The 16,350-nt window shown below is 71.3% G+C and carries 8 protein-coding genes; all 8 read right to left on the reverse strand.

The features are described from left to right. Nucleotides 1-16 precede the first annotated feature (16 nt). Nucleotides 17-3,151 (reverse strand): amino acid adenylation domain-containing protein, encoded by a 3,135-nt coding sequence (locus ACIP5O_RS23360; RefSeq protein WP_401296334.1) that lies wholly within the window; start codon nucleotides 3,149-3,151, stop codon nucleotides 17-19. Then, nucleotides 3,148-4,002, reverse strand: coding sequence for a hypothetical protein (locus tag ACIP5O_RS23365; protein ID WP_401296336.1), 855 nt, complete (start codon nucleotides 4,000-4,002; stop codon nucleotides 3,148-3,150). The genes ACIP5O_RS23360 and ACIP5O_RS23365 overlap by 4 nt, the downstream gene beginning before the upstream one ends. Before the next feature lie 1,458 nt (nucleotides 4,003-5,460). Next, complete coding sequence (gene drmC / locus ACIP5O_RS23370; RefSeq protein ID WP_401296338.1) at nucleotides 5,461-6,222, reverse strand: DISARM system phospholipase D-like protein DrmC; 762 nt, start codon at nucleotides 6,220-6,222, stop codon at nucleotides 5,461-5,463. After that, nucleotides 6,219-8,129: a DrmB family protein gene (gene drmB / locus ACIP5O_RS23375; protein WP_401296340.1), complete on the reverse strand. Its 1,911-nt coding sequence runs from the start codon at nucleotides 8,127-8,129 to the stop codon at nucleotides 6,219-6,221. Before drmB ends, drmC begins: the two co-directional genes overlap by 4 nt. Then, nucleotides 8,126-11,986: a DISARM system helicase DrmA gene (drmA, locus tag ACIP5O_RS23380; RefSeq protein ID WP_401296342.1), complete on the reverse strand. Its 3,861-nt coding sequence runs from the start codon at nucleotides 11,984-11,986 to the stop codon at nucleotides 8,126-8,128. Before drmA ends, drmB begins: the two co-directional genes overlap by 4 nt. Nucleotides 11,987-12,111: 125 nt before the next feature. Then, on the reverse strand, nucleotides 12,112-14,367 hold the full coding sequence (locus tag ACIP5O_RS23385; RefSeq protein ID WP_401296343.1) for a sigma factor-like helix-turn-helix DNA-binding protein: 2,256 nt from the start codon (nucleotides 14,365-14,367) through the stop codon (nucleotides 12,112-12,114). Between the two features lie 133 nt (nucleotides 14,368-14,500). After that, nucleotides 14,501-14,974 carry a hypothetical protein gene (locus tag ACIP5O_RS23390; RefSeq protein WP_401296344.1) on the reverse strand — a complete coding sequence of 158 codons (474 nt, stop codon included), beginning with the start codon at nucleotides 14,972-14,974 and terminating at the stop codon, nucleotides 14,501-14,503. A gap of 3 nt (nucleotides 14,975-14,977) precedes the next feature. Further along, a complete protein-coding gene (locus tag ACIP5O_RS23395; RefSeq protein ID WP_401296346.1) occupies nucleotides 14,978-16,294 on the reverse strand; it encodes an AAA family ATPase in 1,317 nt (438 codons plus the stop codon). Nucleotides 16,295-16,350: the final 56 nt, after the last annotated feature.

Consider the following 16,350-nt stretch of genomic DNA (forward strand, 5'->3'; position numbering starts at 1 on the left):
GTCTCCTTCGGTTCCGTCAGGCGAGTCGGCGCAGCCGGTCGGCCAGGGCGGCGGGGGTGGGGGTCTCGAACACGTCGGTCAGCGCGAGCCGGACACCGGTGATGTCCTTGATCCGCTGGGCGAGGGCCACGGCCAGCAGCGAGTGCCCGCCGTTGGCGAAGAAGTGCGCGCCGACGTCGAGGTCGCCGCGGTCCAGCAGTTCGGCGAACAGGCCGACGACGGTGGCCGTGAGGTCGTCCTGGGCTCCGGCACCGCCTTCGCCGCCGTGGCTGCCGTGGCCGCCGACGGCCGGGCCGGAATACCGGGCGGCCTGTTCGGCGAGGGCCAGGTGGTCGACCTTGTCGCTGCCGGTGCGGGGGAAGGCGTCCACGGCGATGAACCGGTGCGGGACGACCGAGCGCGGGAGCTGCCCGTGCGCGTGGTCCCACAGTTCGTCCACGGCCTCGGGACGGCCCGGAACCCGGACGAAGGCGGCCAGGTGACCGTCCGCCCCGGGATCGCCGACGACCACGACGGCCGCCGCCTCGACGTCGGGGTGGGCGAGCAGGACCGCCTCGATCTCGGCGGGTTCGATCCGGTTGCCGCGCAGCTTGACCTGCCGGTCCATCCGGCCGAACAGGTCGATCCTGCCGTCGGTCCGCCAGCGGGCCACGTCTCCCGAGCGGTGGAAGCGCCCGTACTCGGCGTTCTCCCCGAAGCGTTCCGCGGTCAGGTCGGGCCGCTCGTGGTAGCCGGAGGCGACGCCGACGCCCGCGACGCACAGCTCTCCGCGGAGGCCGACCGGAAGTGGCCTGCCGTACGGGTCGGCGATGAAGATCCGCGTGTTGGCGACGGGTGAGCCGACGTCCACCCTTCCGTCGTGGTCCGCCGGTACGCGGCCGGCGGTCGCCCAGATCGTGCTCTCGGTGGGGCCGTAGACGTTCCAGAGTTCGGCTCCGGCGTCGAGCAGCCGGGTGGCCAGTTCGGCGGGCAGGGGTTCGCCGCCGGTGAGGAGGACGCGTCCGGCCGTCACGTCCGCGGCCTCGCGGGCGACGAGCCGCCACGTCGTGGGCGTCGCCTGCAGCAGGCCGATGTCGTGGGCGGCGACGGCAGCCGCCAGCAGGGCGCCGTCCGTGCGCGCCTCGTCCGGGAGCACCACCGTGTGGCCGCCGTGGAGCAGCGGCATCATCAGTTCGAGCGAGGAGGTGTCGAAGCTGTACGTGCTGAGCCAGCCGGTGGGGCGCGTGGAGCCGGCCACGCCGAAGCGTTCGGCGTAGTCGACGATGTGGTTGACGAGGCTGCCGTGCCGGATCGGGATGCCCTTGGGCCTGCCGGTCGAGCCGGAGGTGTGGATCACGTACGCGAGGGCGTCGGGGTCGGCCTTCACCGCCGCCTCGTCCACCGTCACCCGGGGTACCCGGTCCCAGTCGGTGGCGGGCACGGGGACGTGGCCCTCCGGGGCGGTGGTCCCGGCGCCGACGATGACGACGCGGGCCCGCGTGTCGTCGAGCTGGTGGGTCAGGCGCTCCACGGGGTGGTTCGGGTCGAGCGGCAGGTAGGCGGCGCCCGCGAGCCAGGTGCCGAACACCGACGCGGCCAGCGTGGCGCCGCGCGGCAGGAGGAGCGCGACGACGTCGCCGGGACGTACGCCGGCCTCGGCCAGCCGGGCGGCCGTGTCGACGGCCGCGGACCACAGGGCGCCGTACGTGGCCGTGCGGTCGCCCTCCCGTACGGCCACGGCCGTGGGGTCGGCGGCGGCGCGGCGGGCGAAGCCGGTGAGCACCGACGGCAGGCCGATCGCGCGGTCCGTGGCGTTGGCGGCGTCGATGATCTCGTGGTCGCGGGCCGACCAGGACGGCAGGGAGGCGATCGGGGTGTCCGCCCCGGTACCCAGTGCGACCAGCAGGGCGTCGTAGCGCTGGACCATCAGTTCGACGTCCGACCGGTCCAGCACCCCGGTGTAGAACGCGGCGCGGACCGTGGCGGTCTCCTCGTTGGCCGAGACGAAGAATTCGAGGTCGAACTGGCTGAAGCCGTTCTCGACGACGAGGAGTTCGGCCTCGGCACCGGCGAGGGTGAAGGTGCGCTGGTCCTCGGCGAAGGGGACGTAGTTGAAGACGTGCTTGAACAGGGCGTTGCGCCAGCCGGACCCGTCGCGTTCGACCATGTCGAGCACGTCGTCGGTCGGTACGTCCTTGTGCGCCATCGCCTCCATGAACGTCCGCCGGGTCAGGGCCGTGAGGTCCCGGAAGGTGGCGTCACGGTCGAGCAGCAGGCGCAGGACGACGAGGTTGCTGTGGTAGCCGACCGCGTCCACCGCCTCGCGGGGGCGGGTGTTGACCGGCGAGCCGATGGTGAGGTCGGGCCCGGCGCCGTGCGCCGCGAGGAGGACCGCGTAGGCGGTGAGGAGGACGACGGACTCCGGCGCCCGCAGCTCGCGCTGGAGGCGGCGTACGACCTCGTGGGCCTCCGGTGACAGGACGTGGGTGACCTCGTCACCCCGGAGCGTGGTGACGGGCCGGTCGCGCTGTTCGCACAGGAGTTCCAGGCCCGAGGAGCGGAAGCCGGCCATGCGTTCCTGCCAGTAGCCGCGGCTCTCGGGAGACGGGGCGGGCTCGCGCAGGGCGGGCACCTCGGCGGGGGCGGGGTGGCGGCCCTCCAGCACCGCCTCGTAGAAGGTGACGAACTCGGCACGCAGGATGGCCGTCGACTGCACGTCCGACACGGCGTGGTGGAGGGCCAGGCACAGCACGTCGGCGTCCGGCCCGTGCAGCAGCAGGGCGCGTACGAGGGGGCGGCCGTCCGGGGTGAACGGGCGGGCCACGAAGGCCGTCAGGACGGCCGGTTCGTCCTCCGCGCCGCCGTGGTGCTCCGCCTCCTCCAGCCCGACGGCCAGGGACGGTACGACGGTCTTGGTCAGCTCGGCGCCCTCGCGGTGGTAGACCGTGCGCAGCACCTCGAAGCGCTCCGTCAGGAGTCGCAGGGCGTGCGCGGTGGCGGCGGCGTCGAGGCGGCCCCGTACGCGCAGGGCCAGCGACAGGTTGTTGGCGCCGCTCCCGGGGACCAGCTCGTCGAGGAGCCAGAGGGTGGTCTCCTTGCGGCTCGCCGGTACGCGCCCGGCCGCGGGACCGGAGTCGCCCCGGACCGGGGTGGCCGTGGTTTCGGCGCTCACGCGTGCTCCCCCGGGCGGCATGCCAGGACTCCGGCCACGGCTTCGGCGATGGCGGGGGTGCGCAGCAGGTCCCGGTGCTCGACCTCGAAGCGCCGCTCGTCCGCGACCTCGACGGGGGCGACGCCGGGTGTGGTGCGCATCCGGTTCAGTCCGCTGGTCGCACTGGCGGAGGTGACGACCGTGGCCCCCTTCCAGCCGGGGCGCGGGTCGAGACCGGCGGCGGTGGCGAGGTAGGACATGAACGAGCCGACCAGCTGGACCAGCTCGCCGGCGTAGTCCTCGTCGAGCCCGGCGCGCCGCAGCGCCGTGGTGCCGATCGGGCGGAAGGCCGCGTACAGGCCGGCGGCGAAAGCGGCCGGGGCCGAGTCGGGCCGCGCGGCGAGCCGCTCGGCGGCGCCGGACAGCTCGGCTATCTCCTCCGGGGTCAGCACGGTGGTCATGTTGCCGACGACCCGGCCGAACTGGAGGTGGACGGTGGGCACGTCGACCAGTTCGGGGTCGAACAGCACCACGCGGGGGGCGGTCGGCTGCCGCTCGCCGATCTTCTCGGCGAGCACACCGGCGAAGACGGAGCCCGCGCAGTAGCCGAGCACGGCGCGGACCGTGCGACCGGAGGCGGCCACCTCGGAGAGCCAGGGCTCCAGGTAGCTGTCGTCCAGGGCGTCGGTCTCGGGGTCGCGGACCGGGGCGACGGTCTGCCACAGGTCGCAGTCCAGCTTCAGACCGGGCGCCAGATCGGCGAATCCACCCTCGTTCCGCCCCGTCACCGGAAAATCAGCCGCGAGCACGATATCGGTGTCGGCGTCGGATCGCGCGTCCGAGACGATATTCCACACGGTGGGGTTGGGCATATCAGGATCCCCCGAAAGTCAAGGTTTCATCGATTTGTTTTCTCGGCCATCTCCAGCCAGACCAGGCCAGATCCTAGAGTCACCAATCGACACTGTCCACAAACAATCAATCATGGACCGCCGACCGTCCGGCCGGGGAAACTCCCGCCACAAGAGAATCACGCCAAGGAATTTCGGACACGAAGGAAGGAGTTTCCGCCAACCCACATCACCGCCCGGCCCCACTTCCAGGAAGTTTCATAGGACACGCACCTCGTCGAGCGAGCGGGGCCCGCCTTGGCGGCCGACCGGCGCCCCCGACGGGAACTTCCCGGATGTCCCGATTTGCCGTGTGACAGCCGCCATACGAGACGGCTTGCGACAGGAACCGCCGACTCCGGCGCTTCTGTCGCGGCAGAGACACCGGCCCGGGGAACGGCGGAAACGAGGACCACGGCGGGCGGCATACCCCGCCCCGGCCGCGAGCCCGCCGTTCCGCCGGAACCAGGTGCCGGACCCCGACGCACTCGCGGCCCGCAGCCGGTCGACCGGGGCCTCCGCCGGCACCGCCGTACGGTTCTGTGCGCGACAAATGACGGCCGACCGGAAGGAATTCGCCCGTTCACATCGCAGCAGGCGCCATCCGCAGAATTCTTACGTCGAGGCATTCGGTGACACCAACCGCATCGACGACCCGTGACGTCCGGGATACACGGCCGATCGACGCAAGCAAGCAAGCACAGAAACGCCTTCCGAAACCGCGTCCCGCCCGACTTCGACCACCGGGCCGCGAATCCGGAATATCCGCCCCGGACCTGAGCCGCGAGCGGACCGGCCGCGTCAACCAGGGATTCGGTCGCGTACAGGCGTGCCGGAACCGCCCTTGGGGAAGGCTTGGATGAACGCAGCCACACCCTTACGGCCCGGCTGCCACCCGGACTCCGACAGATGCCTCATGAGGTTCCGCCGGCGAGGCCGTACTGCCCAGGAAGCCACGAACCGTAACCAGCTGACCGGCGACGCCACCTGGTGCCCTTGGGTCTGCCGGGAGACCGCGAGCACCTCCGGGCTCGACTGCAGAACGTCACCGCGTCGAGAGACCATGCGGACGCCGACGCGACGAGGGACGGACCGTCGCACCGCGCGACAACCACCTCTCCCGGCAGACAACACGACCTGCTTCCCGCGGCAGCCTTCCCCCGTGACCACCCGTCGGGAAAGGCGCCCGGCGTGCGTCATGTATGCGTCACGCGCGTCGAATACGCGTCAGGACATCGCCCGTACCGCACATGACGCCCATCACGCACTCTCGACAAAGCAGCAGGTCAGCGGGCCTTCTCGGCGGGCTCCAGAATCGCCACGCACTCCATGTGGCGCGTCACCACAAACATGTCGACAGAACACCGTGTGCGCAGCTTCGAATCCTGCCGAGACCACTTCGCAAGGTGTGCCGGAAGACCCCGTGAACGGCCCCGGACATCACCAGTAGCGCTCGAGCACTCCCCGACGCTGGAGCTCCCGCACATGCTCCGCCGCTCGCGCAGGTGCGGAGCCACCGGTGATGAGCACGCCTGCCTCTATGTTGCGGTCGACTCCCGAGAGGGTGAAGTTCGCGCTCGTCGTCAGAAGCGTGCGTCGGTCGGCCACCGCCAGTTTCGCGTGGGTCTTGGCCCCCTTCTCGGCTCTGCGGCCTGTGGGCCAGTGCCAGAGGCGGATCCCGGTCACATCGGCGAATGCCATCGCGGGCTCCACTCCCGTGAGGGCGGTGCCCGCGCCTTGCAGGGTCTCGACGACGACGTCGACGACGACCCCCCGGGCGATCGCGGCCCGAAGGGCTTCCTCGAGCGGCGCGTAGCGCCTTGCCGAGTAGGTCATCAGGGTCAGCTCGGCCCTCGCCTCCGTGACGAGCTGGAGCAGCACCCGGGCTGTCGATCTCACCGGGACGCGATGGGTCGACGGCCCGCTCCACACCAGGGACACGTCCTGTTCCAGCGCTCTGAGTTCGTATCCGGCGGCGAGACCGTGCAGGTATGCCGCTGCCTCCTGCGGGGACGCACCGTCGGTCACCGCGGCGTCCAGGACCGCGGCCGCGGCCTCCATGTAGTCCGTCGAGGCACGGGCCGTCAGCAGCTCTGCGCGGGGGCGGCCCGACGCCATGGCGTCGGCCAGCGTCCTGAGTGCTCCGGCACCTATCGCGGCCAGTGCTCGCGAGGCTGCCGGGTGCAAGGTCGCCGGTTTCATTTGAGGCTCTGGAGAAGAACGAGTTCCGGGTCGTCGATGGGGACGACGAATCGACGGTCCAGGAACCGGTTGCCTCGTTCACATGTCGTCTCGGAGACGAAGAGGCAGACATGGCAGGCCGCGCCGTGCAGGAAGTCCTCGTGCGGGGGACGGGGCAGCCGGTCCGCACAGAGCGGGTCGGAGGAACAGCGCTGGGCGTCCCTGAGCGCGCGCTGGACGATCCGTACGAACTTCTCCGGCTCGGCGAGCGACACCAGGCCGCCCAGAGTCCCCTCCGCGTCCGGGACGGCTGTGTAGATGAGGATGCCGGTACGCCGGTCGTCCTCGCGGCCGGCGTAGATCCGTTCGGACAGGCTCGCCGAGGAGTAGCCGCATTCCAGGGAGATCGCTCGGATCAGCAGGTGCGACAAGGTGTGCAGGGCGATGTAGCGGGCTCCGGGCCAGCCGCACAGGGGGTCGTCGGCGTCCTGCACCCGGCCCGAGTACCGATTGCGGCGGAACTCGACGTAGGCGTCGCGATGGGCCGCGAGAGCCGCGGATCCCGCGACGCGCTGTTCCCAGTCGGCGACCAGGGAGTCCTCGACACGCAGGAAGATCCCCTCGCCACGTACCTCACTCGCCGGCACCCAGGAGGGAACCCGGGCACGGGACAGCGGGGCACGGACCACGAGGGCCGGATCCTCGGGGTCCGGCGCGTCGAGCCGGGTGAAACCGATGAGCGCGCGCACCTCTCGCAGCCGCTCCGCCTGGACCACGTGGGAGAACACGCCGCTCAGGGCCGGGGGGACGGGGACGTCGTGAAGTGCGAAGTCCTCGGTCGGTTCCGGTACCTGCGGGCTGGTGAAGATCTCCCACTCGGGGGTCAGGAGATCGGGGTACGAGGCAGGCTGCACGGTCGGCGTGTCCTGAGCCCCTGAGCGCTGCGCCTCGATCGCCTCCCACACCTCGGACTGGCTCCACTGGTGCAGAGGGCGGAACTGCTGGAGCCCCCAGAAGGCGTTGAGGATCTCGGGGGAGGTCGCTGCCTGGAGGTCCCCCCACAGCTGCTCGACCTTGCCCTGGAGGGCGCTGCCGCTCGTCGGGGGAACGGCGAGCACGCTGAGCGTCTGCGCGAACCACTGGTTGGAGGCACCGATGACCAGCGGCTTGGGAGACTGAAGGCATCCCTGGGGGGCGAACGTCGCCAGGTGGGGGTGTCGGCCACGGCAGCGCGGCAGGGTGGACTCGCCGCGCTGCCCCATGGCGTCGCGGATGTTGCGGTCCTTGCCGCAGTTCACACACCGCACCTTGACGTTGGCGGCCTGGTTGCCGCCGTGGTCGAGCATCTCCAGGCGTGGATGACTCGCCTTGTCGCACTCGCCTCCCCGGTGCACGAACCAGGTGTAGGGAAAGTCGTCCAGATGTCCGTCGGAGCAGGTCAGGACGAAACGCGCGGCCACCGCGAGCGGACGCTTGCCCTTGCGCTTGGCCGTGCAGTTCTCGTGGAAGAAGCGGGCGTGGTCGGGGCGGCGCGGTTTGGCGTTCTCGAACTTGAAGATCTTCGAGTCCAGTCCGCCGAGCGCGTTGCAGGCGGTGCAGCGGAGCCACTGCGGGAACGGGAGAACGGGCACTCCCACTCGGGCGGCGGGACCGCTGGGGTCGGAGTCCGTCCCGTCCGTCCAGGGGGCCGGCCGCAGCTGGGTGACCTGCGATCCGTTCTGGTCGCCGAGGAGTCCGTTGACCGCCCGCAGCAGCCGGGGCTCCTTGAGGTCCGTCCAGTCGAAGGAGTCGTAGTTCCAGTCGTCGATCCCCCGGACGAGTACGGCGAAGTTGGGGAGGTCGACGAGCGCGCCGACACCGCCGGTGTACATCAGGTGGCTGGGGCGTACCGAGCCGACGCGTCGGCGGTACTGGGGCTGGTCCGTCATGCCTGGGCCTTCTTCCCGTGCTGCCCGGCGGCTCCGGATCGGGTGTCCAGTACCGCGCCGGTCTCGTCTCCTTCGGGCGATTCCTCGTACCCGGTGCCGTCCGGTCCGCCCGAGCCGGAGCAGCTCCAGTCCGGGGCTCCGCCGACCACGTCGAACAGACCGCCGCCCGGCAGCAGCAGATTGATCTCGTTCTCCGTCTCGCGCATCGACTGGGCGACCGTGAGTTCGTCCCAGCCGGCGCCCGTCGCCCGGTTGAGCAGTCCGCTGAGCTGCTGTCCCTGCCACTTGGCCTCTTCGTAGCCGAGACGGGCGCTGCCTTGCCTCTTGCGTGCCCAGGCGTCCTTGAGCACCTCGATGCGTTCGGCCAGGTAGCCCCGGGCCCGCGGGCCGCCCACGACGTCTGCCCGGGCCAGGAAGCGCTCGGTGACGCTTTGCGCGACCACGCCGTCCAGGTCGACGTCGTACGCGTCCTGGTTACGGGAATGGGGAGCGGTCGCGTTGCGCACGGCGGCGATCCAGGCGGCCGCGGTCGTGCGGTCCAGGGAGCGGCGCGCGAACGGGGTGACGGAGAGGGCCTCGACCTGCCGGTAGAAGGTGGCGTGGTAATGGCCGAAGTTCTCGAAGTGCGCCAGGTCCCGTGGCCGGGTCCAGTTGTAGAGCGTGACGACGAGTCCGGGGCGCTTGGCGTCACGGCCCACGCGCGAGGACGCCTGGATGTACTCGGCGGTGTTCTTGGGCTGGCCCACCACCAGCATCAGGCCGAAGCGGGACACGTCCACACCGACCTGGAGCATGGAGGTGGCGAGCACCGCGTCCACGGCCCCGGCCCCCTCGTTGCGGAGGCCCAGCTTCGAGACGTCCAGACGCTGCTTGTGCTGCGCCGCCGCCTTCAGTTCCTCGACGACCGCCTGGCGGCGGGCCGTCGTGTCCGTCTCTTCGTCGAAACCGATCTCCAGCCGGGCCAGCACCTCCGTGATGTCGCCCGAGGAGATGCGGGAGGTGAGCTCTTGGACGGAGAGCATCTCGGTCCGGCGGAGCAGGCGGTTCGAGAGCCCCTTGCGGGTGCCGTGGACGCGCACGCGCGTGGAGATGTCGTCGTCCAGGAAGCGCCGCATACCGGCCAGTTCACGGGTGGCGTTGAAGTAACCGACGAGTGTCATGTACGGGTCGGCGACGGCTCCGTGCCTGTCGAACAGGGTCTGGCCCGCCAGCAGGAGGATCTCCGCCACCCTGATCTCGGCCTGCTTCATCCTGACGCCATGGGCGCAGATGCCGAGGTAGCGACGGCCGGGAGCCTTCTCCGAGAGCTCGACCTGCTGTGAGAAGAACGTGTCACCGATGTCGATGACCTGGGGCGGGAAGATCGCCGACTTCCGTGCGAAGACGCCGGTGATCTGCTCCGCCGCGCGTTTGGTGGTCGCCGTGGAGGCGACGATCTTGGGTCCGACGAGCCGGAGGCCCCCGTCCGGGGAGGGCGCGCGCCAGGTGCACAGCTCGTCGACCGCCGCCTCGAAGAGCCCGACCGTCGTGCCCAGCGCACCCGAGATCAGGTGGAGTTCGTCCTGGATGATCAGGTCCGGCGGGCGCAGTCGGGTCACCTCCGTGCTCTTGACGGCCTCCAGCTTGCCCTTGGCGTGGTGCCTTTCGCCGCACTTCGTGCGGGCGTCGAGATCGGCGTGCCGGTAGCCGTGGCGCGGGCAGAGGTCGGTGACCCGGCCGAAGAGCATGCCCGCAGCTCCACGCCACGGCAGCTGCGCGAGCTTGTCCACGGTGGCGATCAGCAGGCTGGGCGCCAGCCGGTAGATCTCCTCGTCCACGGTGAGGATGGGCAGGCCCTCGCGGGGCGAGCGGCGCTTCGAGAAGGGGCAGGCGCCCTTGCCCTCGCCGTTGGCGCAGTAGAGGAGGATCCGACGCAGGTCGTCGTCGGGGTGCAGGTCGTCCTGGGCGCTCAGAGCCGTGCCGCACCACGGGCAGGCGAGGGTCTGGAGCACCTTGGCGCCCCGCCCGCTGCCCGCCTGCTTCGCCTCGGCGATCTGCTGCGCGGCTTCCTCGTAGCGGTTCGGCGAGACCGCTCCGCCGACCCACAGCCCGATACGGAAGGGGGTGGCGCCCCACCGGTAGTCGCCCCCGTCGTACGCCTCACGGCGCAGCACCTCGGCGGCGCAGACCAGCGCGGCGGCACGCTGGAACTGCTGGGCGGTGAGCAGGCGCAGGGTGTACCTCATCAGGACGGCCACGCCCGCGTCGCCGCTGCGGGCGTCCTCGCCTGTGCCGATGGTGCCCTGGAGCCTGCGGATGGCGAAGGTGAAGGCGGCGAGTCCCAGGTACGCCTCGGTCTTGCCACCGCCGGTCGGGAAGAACAGGAGGTCGACCAGGGCCGCGGGAGAGGCCTCCCGCTCCGCCGAGGTGGGATTGGCGAGCGCCCTCAGGTTGAGCAGGAAGAACGCCAGCTGGAACGGGCGCCAGGACGCTGCTTCCGGGCCCTGCTCGGCGACCCGCTCGCGCGCCGCCTCGAAGCCGAGACCCTCCCGTTCGCGGAGGGCGGCGATGGCCGTGTGGCGCCGCTGGAGCGCCATGGCCCGGTTGGCGAAGCGGAATGCCTCCAGGACGTCCGGGCGGTCGGGGTGCGACAGCAGGTCCACGCCGAGGGCGATGCGGACGGACGAGTCCCGGGCCTGCCGCACGGCGTTCAGGGCGCTGTCCCGGAGGGATCCTGGCAACTGCTCGGCCTCGGACTCGCGCTCGTCGAGCCACGCGCTGTACCCGTCCGCAAGCGGGGCGAGAGCCTCCCGCAGTGCCGCGGGAGGCAATTGGGCGAGCTCGTCCATGGAGAGTTCGAGACCGTTCAGATGCGTCGCCTGCTCCCCGGACGGGGCGATCGTGGCCGGCACGTCGTGGGTGGGAAGCCAGGTCGTGGTGAGCGCGCGTGCCCGGCGGCTGTCGCCCTCGCGTACGACGTCCACGGCGACGTTGCGGCCCGCCGCGTGCTTCAGGCGGTCGCGGTAGAGGAGCGTGAGGTGCTGCTCCTCGGGGTCGTCGAGCCCCCGGGCGTCCTCGCCCTGCGACGCCTCGTCGAGAGGATCGGAGATCGGCAGGAAGACGGCAGAGCCCCCGTCCAGAGCCGTGACGTGCAGCTCCGTCTGGAACAGCCAGGCCGTGTCCTTGGCCGCCGAGGGCTCTTCCTGGGCGTTGACCAGGGCGAGCTCCACGACGCGGGTGGGGCCGACGGGCCCGGGGCGGTGCCGGACCTCGACGAGCAGACGCACTCCGGGTGCCTCCGTGTCCTCGGAGGTCAGCGGCAGCACCTGCCGGGCCGGGCCGTCGAGCCGGACCTCACGGGTCTCCTCGACCTGCTCCCGCGTCCACGTCGACCGCGCGACGCCCTCGTCGTTCAGCACCTGGGAACGGTGGTAGCGGCCCCAGCGGGCCCTGACGGAGATCGCGTCCACCCCCTCGTCCGCCGGTACGGCGCACATGAGGCCCATCGAGGAAGCCCACATGCGCCCGGCGTTCTGCGTGGTGAGCCGCTCGGGAAGCCCCTGGTCGGTGCCGTCCCCCTCACCGTCGGAGTCGTCCAGGGTCTGGGTGTCGGCGGCCGCGGGCGAGGTGGTCAGCGCCCGCTTGGGGCCGATCATCCCCACCAGATAGCGGTCCCTGGGGCCGGCGGCCCGGTAGTCGAACTCCTCGTCGGAGCCGTTCCAAGGTCCCAGCAGGTCTCGGCTGATGAGCTCGCCCAGCTCCTCCCTGACCTGATAGGACGTCGCGGGGCTGAACGACTGCGACACCTCGCGGACCCGCTGGAGGAGGTCCCGCTCCAGCGATCCGGGCGATACGTCGGCGTTCTTGGTCGGCGGCATCCGCGGCGTCCCCTTCTCGTCCCTGGTACGTGGCCCCGTGCGGGCCGTTCGGTCGTGCGGCTGTGCCGCCGGGGCCGTGCCGAGCCGCCACGGTCCCGATGCTAGCGGCCTGCTCCGACAGCCGGTCAGTTCATCGGAACGGTCGCGGTCAGCGCCTGCTCGAGGAGCCCGACGATGTCCCGGTCCCCCCGGTCACCGAGGTGCTGGAGAAGAGCGGTCGCTTCCTGCCCGGAACCCATGCCGGTCCGGAGCCCGATGACGTCGATCGCCTCGGCCGTGGTCACGGCGGCGGTCCAACCGGTGAGCCGGGCCGCTCCGGCCTCCGGGCGGGCTTCCGGCTGCGCGGCCGGCAGCCGCAGCGCCGACAGTTCCCCATCGGTCACGTTGAGGAAGACCTGGTCGCCGACGGCCGCCCCGATGTGCTCCATCAGCGGACGGATCGATCCGAGTACGGGCTGGGTCCGCCACTGGAGGACACTCTCGCCGGCCTCGTGCCGCAGCGGGATCGGCTCGCAGGCGGGCGCGGCACCGAGGTGAGCCGCCCAGCCGGACGGAACGGGGGCGCCGGAACCTCGCAGGTGGTCCCCGGTGACCTCGAAGCGGTACCACCAACGGCCGTCGGTGCCGACGAAGCACCGCCTGGTCCTGGCCACGTCCTTGCGCGGGTTGTACGGAGCGGCTTCGTCCTCCGTCGGCTGCTCTGCGGCGAGCCCCACCCAGCCGCGTCGGGTGCGGGTGAACTCGGGCGCGCCGAGGTTCGTGCGGACGGAGGCCGGGACGACGTCGAAACGGCCGCAGATCGCGTCGACGAGGGCGTTGACCTCGATCTCTCCGCCGGCCTGCCGGATCTCCCGGGTGATCATCTCCCGGATGCCCAGGTACTCCTCTCCGCCCCACTGACGCAGCCCGTACAGGTTCCGGTCGAGCCGGACGAAGCGCGCGTCGGTCCAGATCTGGTTGCGCATGCTGTTGAGGGTGGTGCCGTCGGCGAGCCGGTCGTGGATGTCCTCCATGGACAGCGGCTCTCCGCGCAGGGAGAGCACGGCCACCGCGCGGTCGTTGACCGATCGGCCCCAGTACAGCATGTGTCCGTCCATGGTCCTGAACCGGCCGATCTCGGCCGCCCAGCCCGCGAGCACTTCGGCCCGGACCCCATGGCGCTCACCGACGGCGACGGCTTCGCCCCACGCGAGCGGGGTCTCACCGCAGGCGGCGAGCAGGTCGTCCGTCATGGCCGTCCTCAGTGCGGCGGCGTCCCCCTGGACGATCCACTCGCCGTCGACGGCACGGTCGGGCAGGAGGCGGGCGACGACGTCTCCGAGCGGCAGGCCGAGCGCGTCCACGGGCCGGGCGTGGTCGGGGTGCATCGTACGGACCTCCGCGAGGCGTCCCACCGCGCCGAGACGTCCCGCGACGGCGGCCAAGTGCGTGGCGAAGGAACGGCCTTGCTCGTCGTACGCGAGCCACTGCGCGATCGAGTCCAGAAGGGACCGCTCCAGCTGGCGGACGCGCTCCCGGCTGATCTCGAAGCGGTCGCCGAGCGCCGCGAAGGTCTCCGGCTGCTCGGCGAAGATCCGCCGCGCGGCGATCGTGCGCTCCCTCTCGTCCCAGGTGGAGGCGTGAGCGGCGAAGGCCGCGAGCGGGGTGTCCGTCAGGTTCGGGTGGGGGGCGGGAGGCTCGCTGCCGGGCTGAGCCTCTGCATCCGCCGGCCCGGAAGCCGTCGGCTCCGATTCCTCCTCCACCACGTCTTCCTCCGCCGGTTCACCGGCCCCGACGGCCGGTGGTGCGACGGCTTCCTCGTGGGCGCGCTGCACGGGCAGGACGACGGGCTCCGGCACGGCGGCCGAGGCGGAGCGACGCTCGGCGCCGTCCCCAGCCCCCGGCTCGTCCGGCGTCTCAGCAGAGTCGTGTTCCAGCTCTCGGAGCACTGCGAGGGCCGCGCGCACCTCGGCCGGCGCGTCGGCGGGCAGCCACTCGGAGATCACGGCCACCGCGGCCCGGACGCCCGGGGTGGCCCGGGGCACGCCGCGCCCGTGAAGCCGGTCGAGCAGCACGCCCACCAGAGCGGCGAGCGCCTCCTCACCGGCCTCTTCCGCGCTCGTGTGCGGCGGGACCGCTTCAGCGTCCAGGAACCGCGATACAGGGAGGAGTTCGCCGGTCCGGATCCGCGGCCACAGGGCCCGAAGCACCCGGGCCACCACGGAGGCCAGCGCCGGGGATCCGATCGTCCGCTCGGCCGTCGTGAGCGGGGTCGCGTACCACCAGCCGAGCGGGAGCCGCTCGTCGCCGAGCCGCTCCGCGAGCGCGTGCGGGTCGGCGTAACGAATGGCGGGAACGAGGTCGGCGAGGCAGGTGGACGCGTGGGGCACGGGCGAGGTCATGATCGGGCGACACTCCTGGGAAGGGGACGACGGCCACGGCTGACGTGTTGTCCACGACCTTAGGAGCCCCCACTGACAAGCCCCCATGATCACGACACATCGGCGCTCTGACCAGGGGTGAAGCGGATTTCCGTCAGGTGTGCGCGGCCAGTCCCCCGTCGAGCGTCCACACCGTGGCATCCACACCGGAGGTACGGGCGAGGTAACGGTCGCGCTCGATGAGGATGTTGACGTCTCCGCAGCCGACCCTGTTGACGGCATGGTCGACGAGGCTCATTCCCGAGCTGCCGCCCGCGATCAGCGCTTCGAGGTGGGCCGCGTTCCACTCGACCTCGTTCAGCGCCCACGGCGCCTCACCCGCCACGACCAAGCGCAGCACCGCGACGAACTTCTCCGCGCAGGTGCGGCGCTGGAACCCGTCGGCCAGCTGCGCGATGTGGTTGCCGGTCTCGATGACGGCGGTCACCGGGAGCAGGAGGTCGCAGTCGTGCGCCGCCAGCTTTCCCCGCAGTTCTTCCCTGACCTTCTCCAGGTCCTGGCATTTGCCCGGCACCTCGAGGAGGTTGCACAGGATCGACGTGTCGACGAATTCCACTCGGCGGGCCATGCCTCACCCGATCCCGAAGAGCCGGTTGAACTCGCTGTAGTCGCGCTCGGCCCGACCGGCCAGGTCGAGCCGCCCCTGGGTGACGACGTCCCCCAGCGACCCGGCCGCCATCGCCTTGGGGTAGCCGTCGAGCTCGGTGAGCCGGGTGAGTCTGCTGGTGCCCGTCTTCCGGTCACGGGAGCACACCACGACCCCTTCGTGGTCGGTGCTCTCGAGGGCGGAGAGGAGTGCCGGGCTGTGGGTGGTGACAAGGACCTGGGTGCCGTTCGCCGCGCTGGCGTCCCGTACGAGCCTGAGCACTTGGGAGGCCTGGGTGGGGTGCAGTCCGTTCTCCAGCTCCTCGACCACCATCATCAGGAACGTCCCCTCTTTGAAGCTGGAGGAGGGCGAGGACCCCAGGTCGAGCCCGTCGCCGCCGGTGAGCAGCGCCGTGGTGATGGCGAGGAAGCGGAGCATGCCGTCGCTCATCTCACGGGCGGGGGTCAGCCCGAGCATGCCTTCGTCGAGCGCGAGCATCACGTCACCGAGTTCGGACTTGGTGACGGACAGTCGTTCGATGTCGTGGTCGGCCAGGTCCCTGAGCTGGTGCACCAGGGACTCGAACAGCTCGGGCCGGGTCCGCTGGATCCCGCCGACGGCGGCCGAGAGGTTCTCGGCGGTACGGCGGAGGCGACTGTCCCGGGCCTGGACGTACTGGCGCATGAGGTGCGGGACCGGATCGAGGTGGAAGACTCCGACGAGCGCGGCCAGCATGGCCTCGGCGCACCAGATGGTCTCCCACTCCCCCTCGCTCTCGCCGGCGACGCGGCCGGGGAGCTGGGAGGTCAGCAGCCGGGAGCCGCGGAAGGGACCGCTGGGGTTCTTGCCGGGCTTGCCGTTGTGCCAGGACGCCTGGATGTCGCCGGAGTACGGGCTCGGCTCGCCGCTGACGAGGATCTTCCGGGGCCCCTTGGCCGTGCGCCTGGTCAGTCGCTCCTCGATGATCCGTACCTCGGGCTCCACCTGGACCGTCACGTCCAGGTCCAAGGGACCGTCCTCGGTTCGTACCGTGCAGCCGAGGGAGAACCGGTCCGACCCGTGCGGCACACACCCGGCAAGGCCACCCCGCACCGGCCCGGAGGAGCTGCGCCGGCTCTCCAGAGCCTCGATGATGTCCTCGCCGCGGGCGAGCCTCGACAGCACTTCGAGGCCGTCGAGCGCGTTCGACTTGCCGCTGCTGTTGCGCCCGATGAGGACGGTCAGCGGCGCGAGCGGGAACCTCTCGTCCCGGAAGCTCTTGAACGCGGTGAGGCGGACCTCTTCGATGGCCAGGGCAGTCACACCGGCCAAGTTACCGCAGCCCACCGCCGTCGGACCCGGTTGTCGTCACCGTGCGA

The sequence above is a fragment of the Streptomyces sp. NPDC088915 genome, assembly GCF_044749825.1.
In the GTDB taxonomy this organism is placed as follows: Bacteria; Actinomycetota; Actinomycetes; order Streptomycetales; family Streptomycetaceae; genus Streptomyces.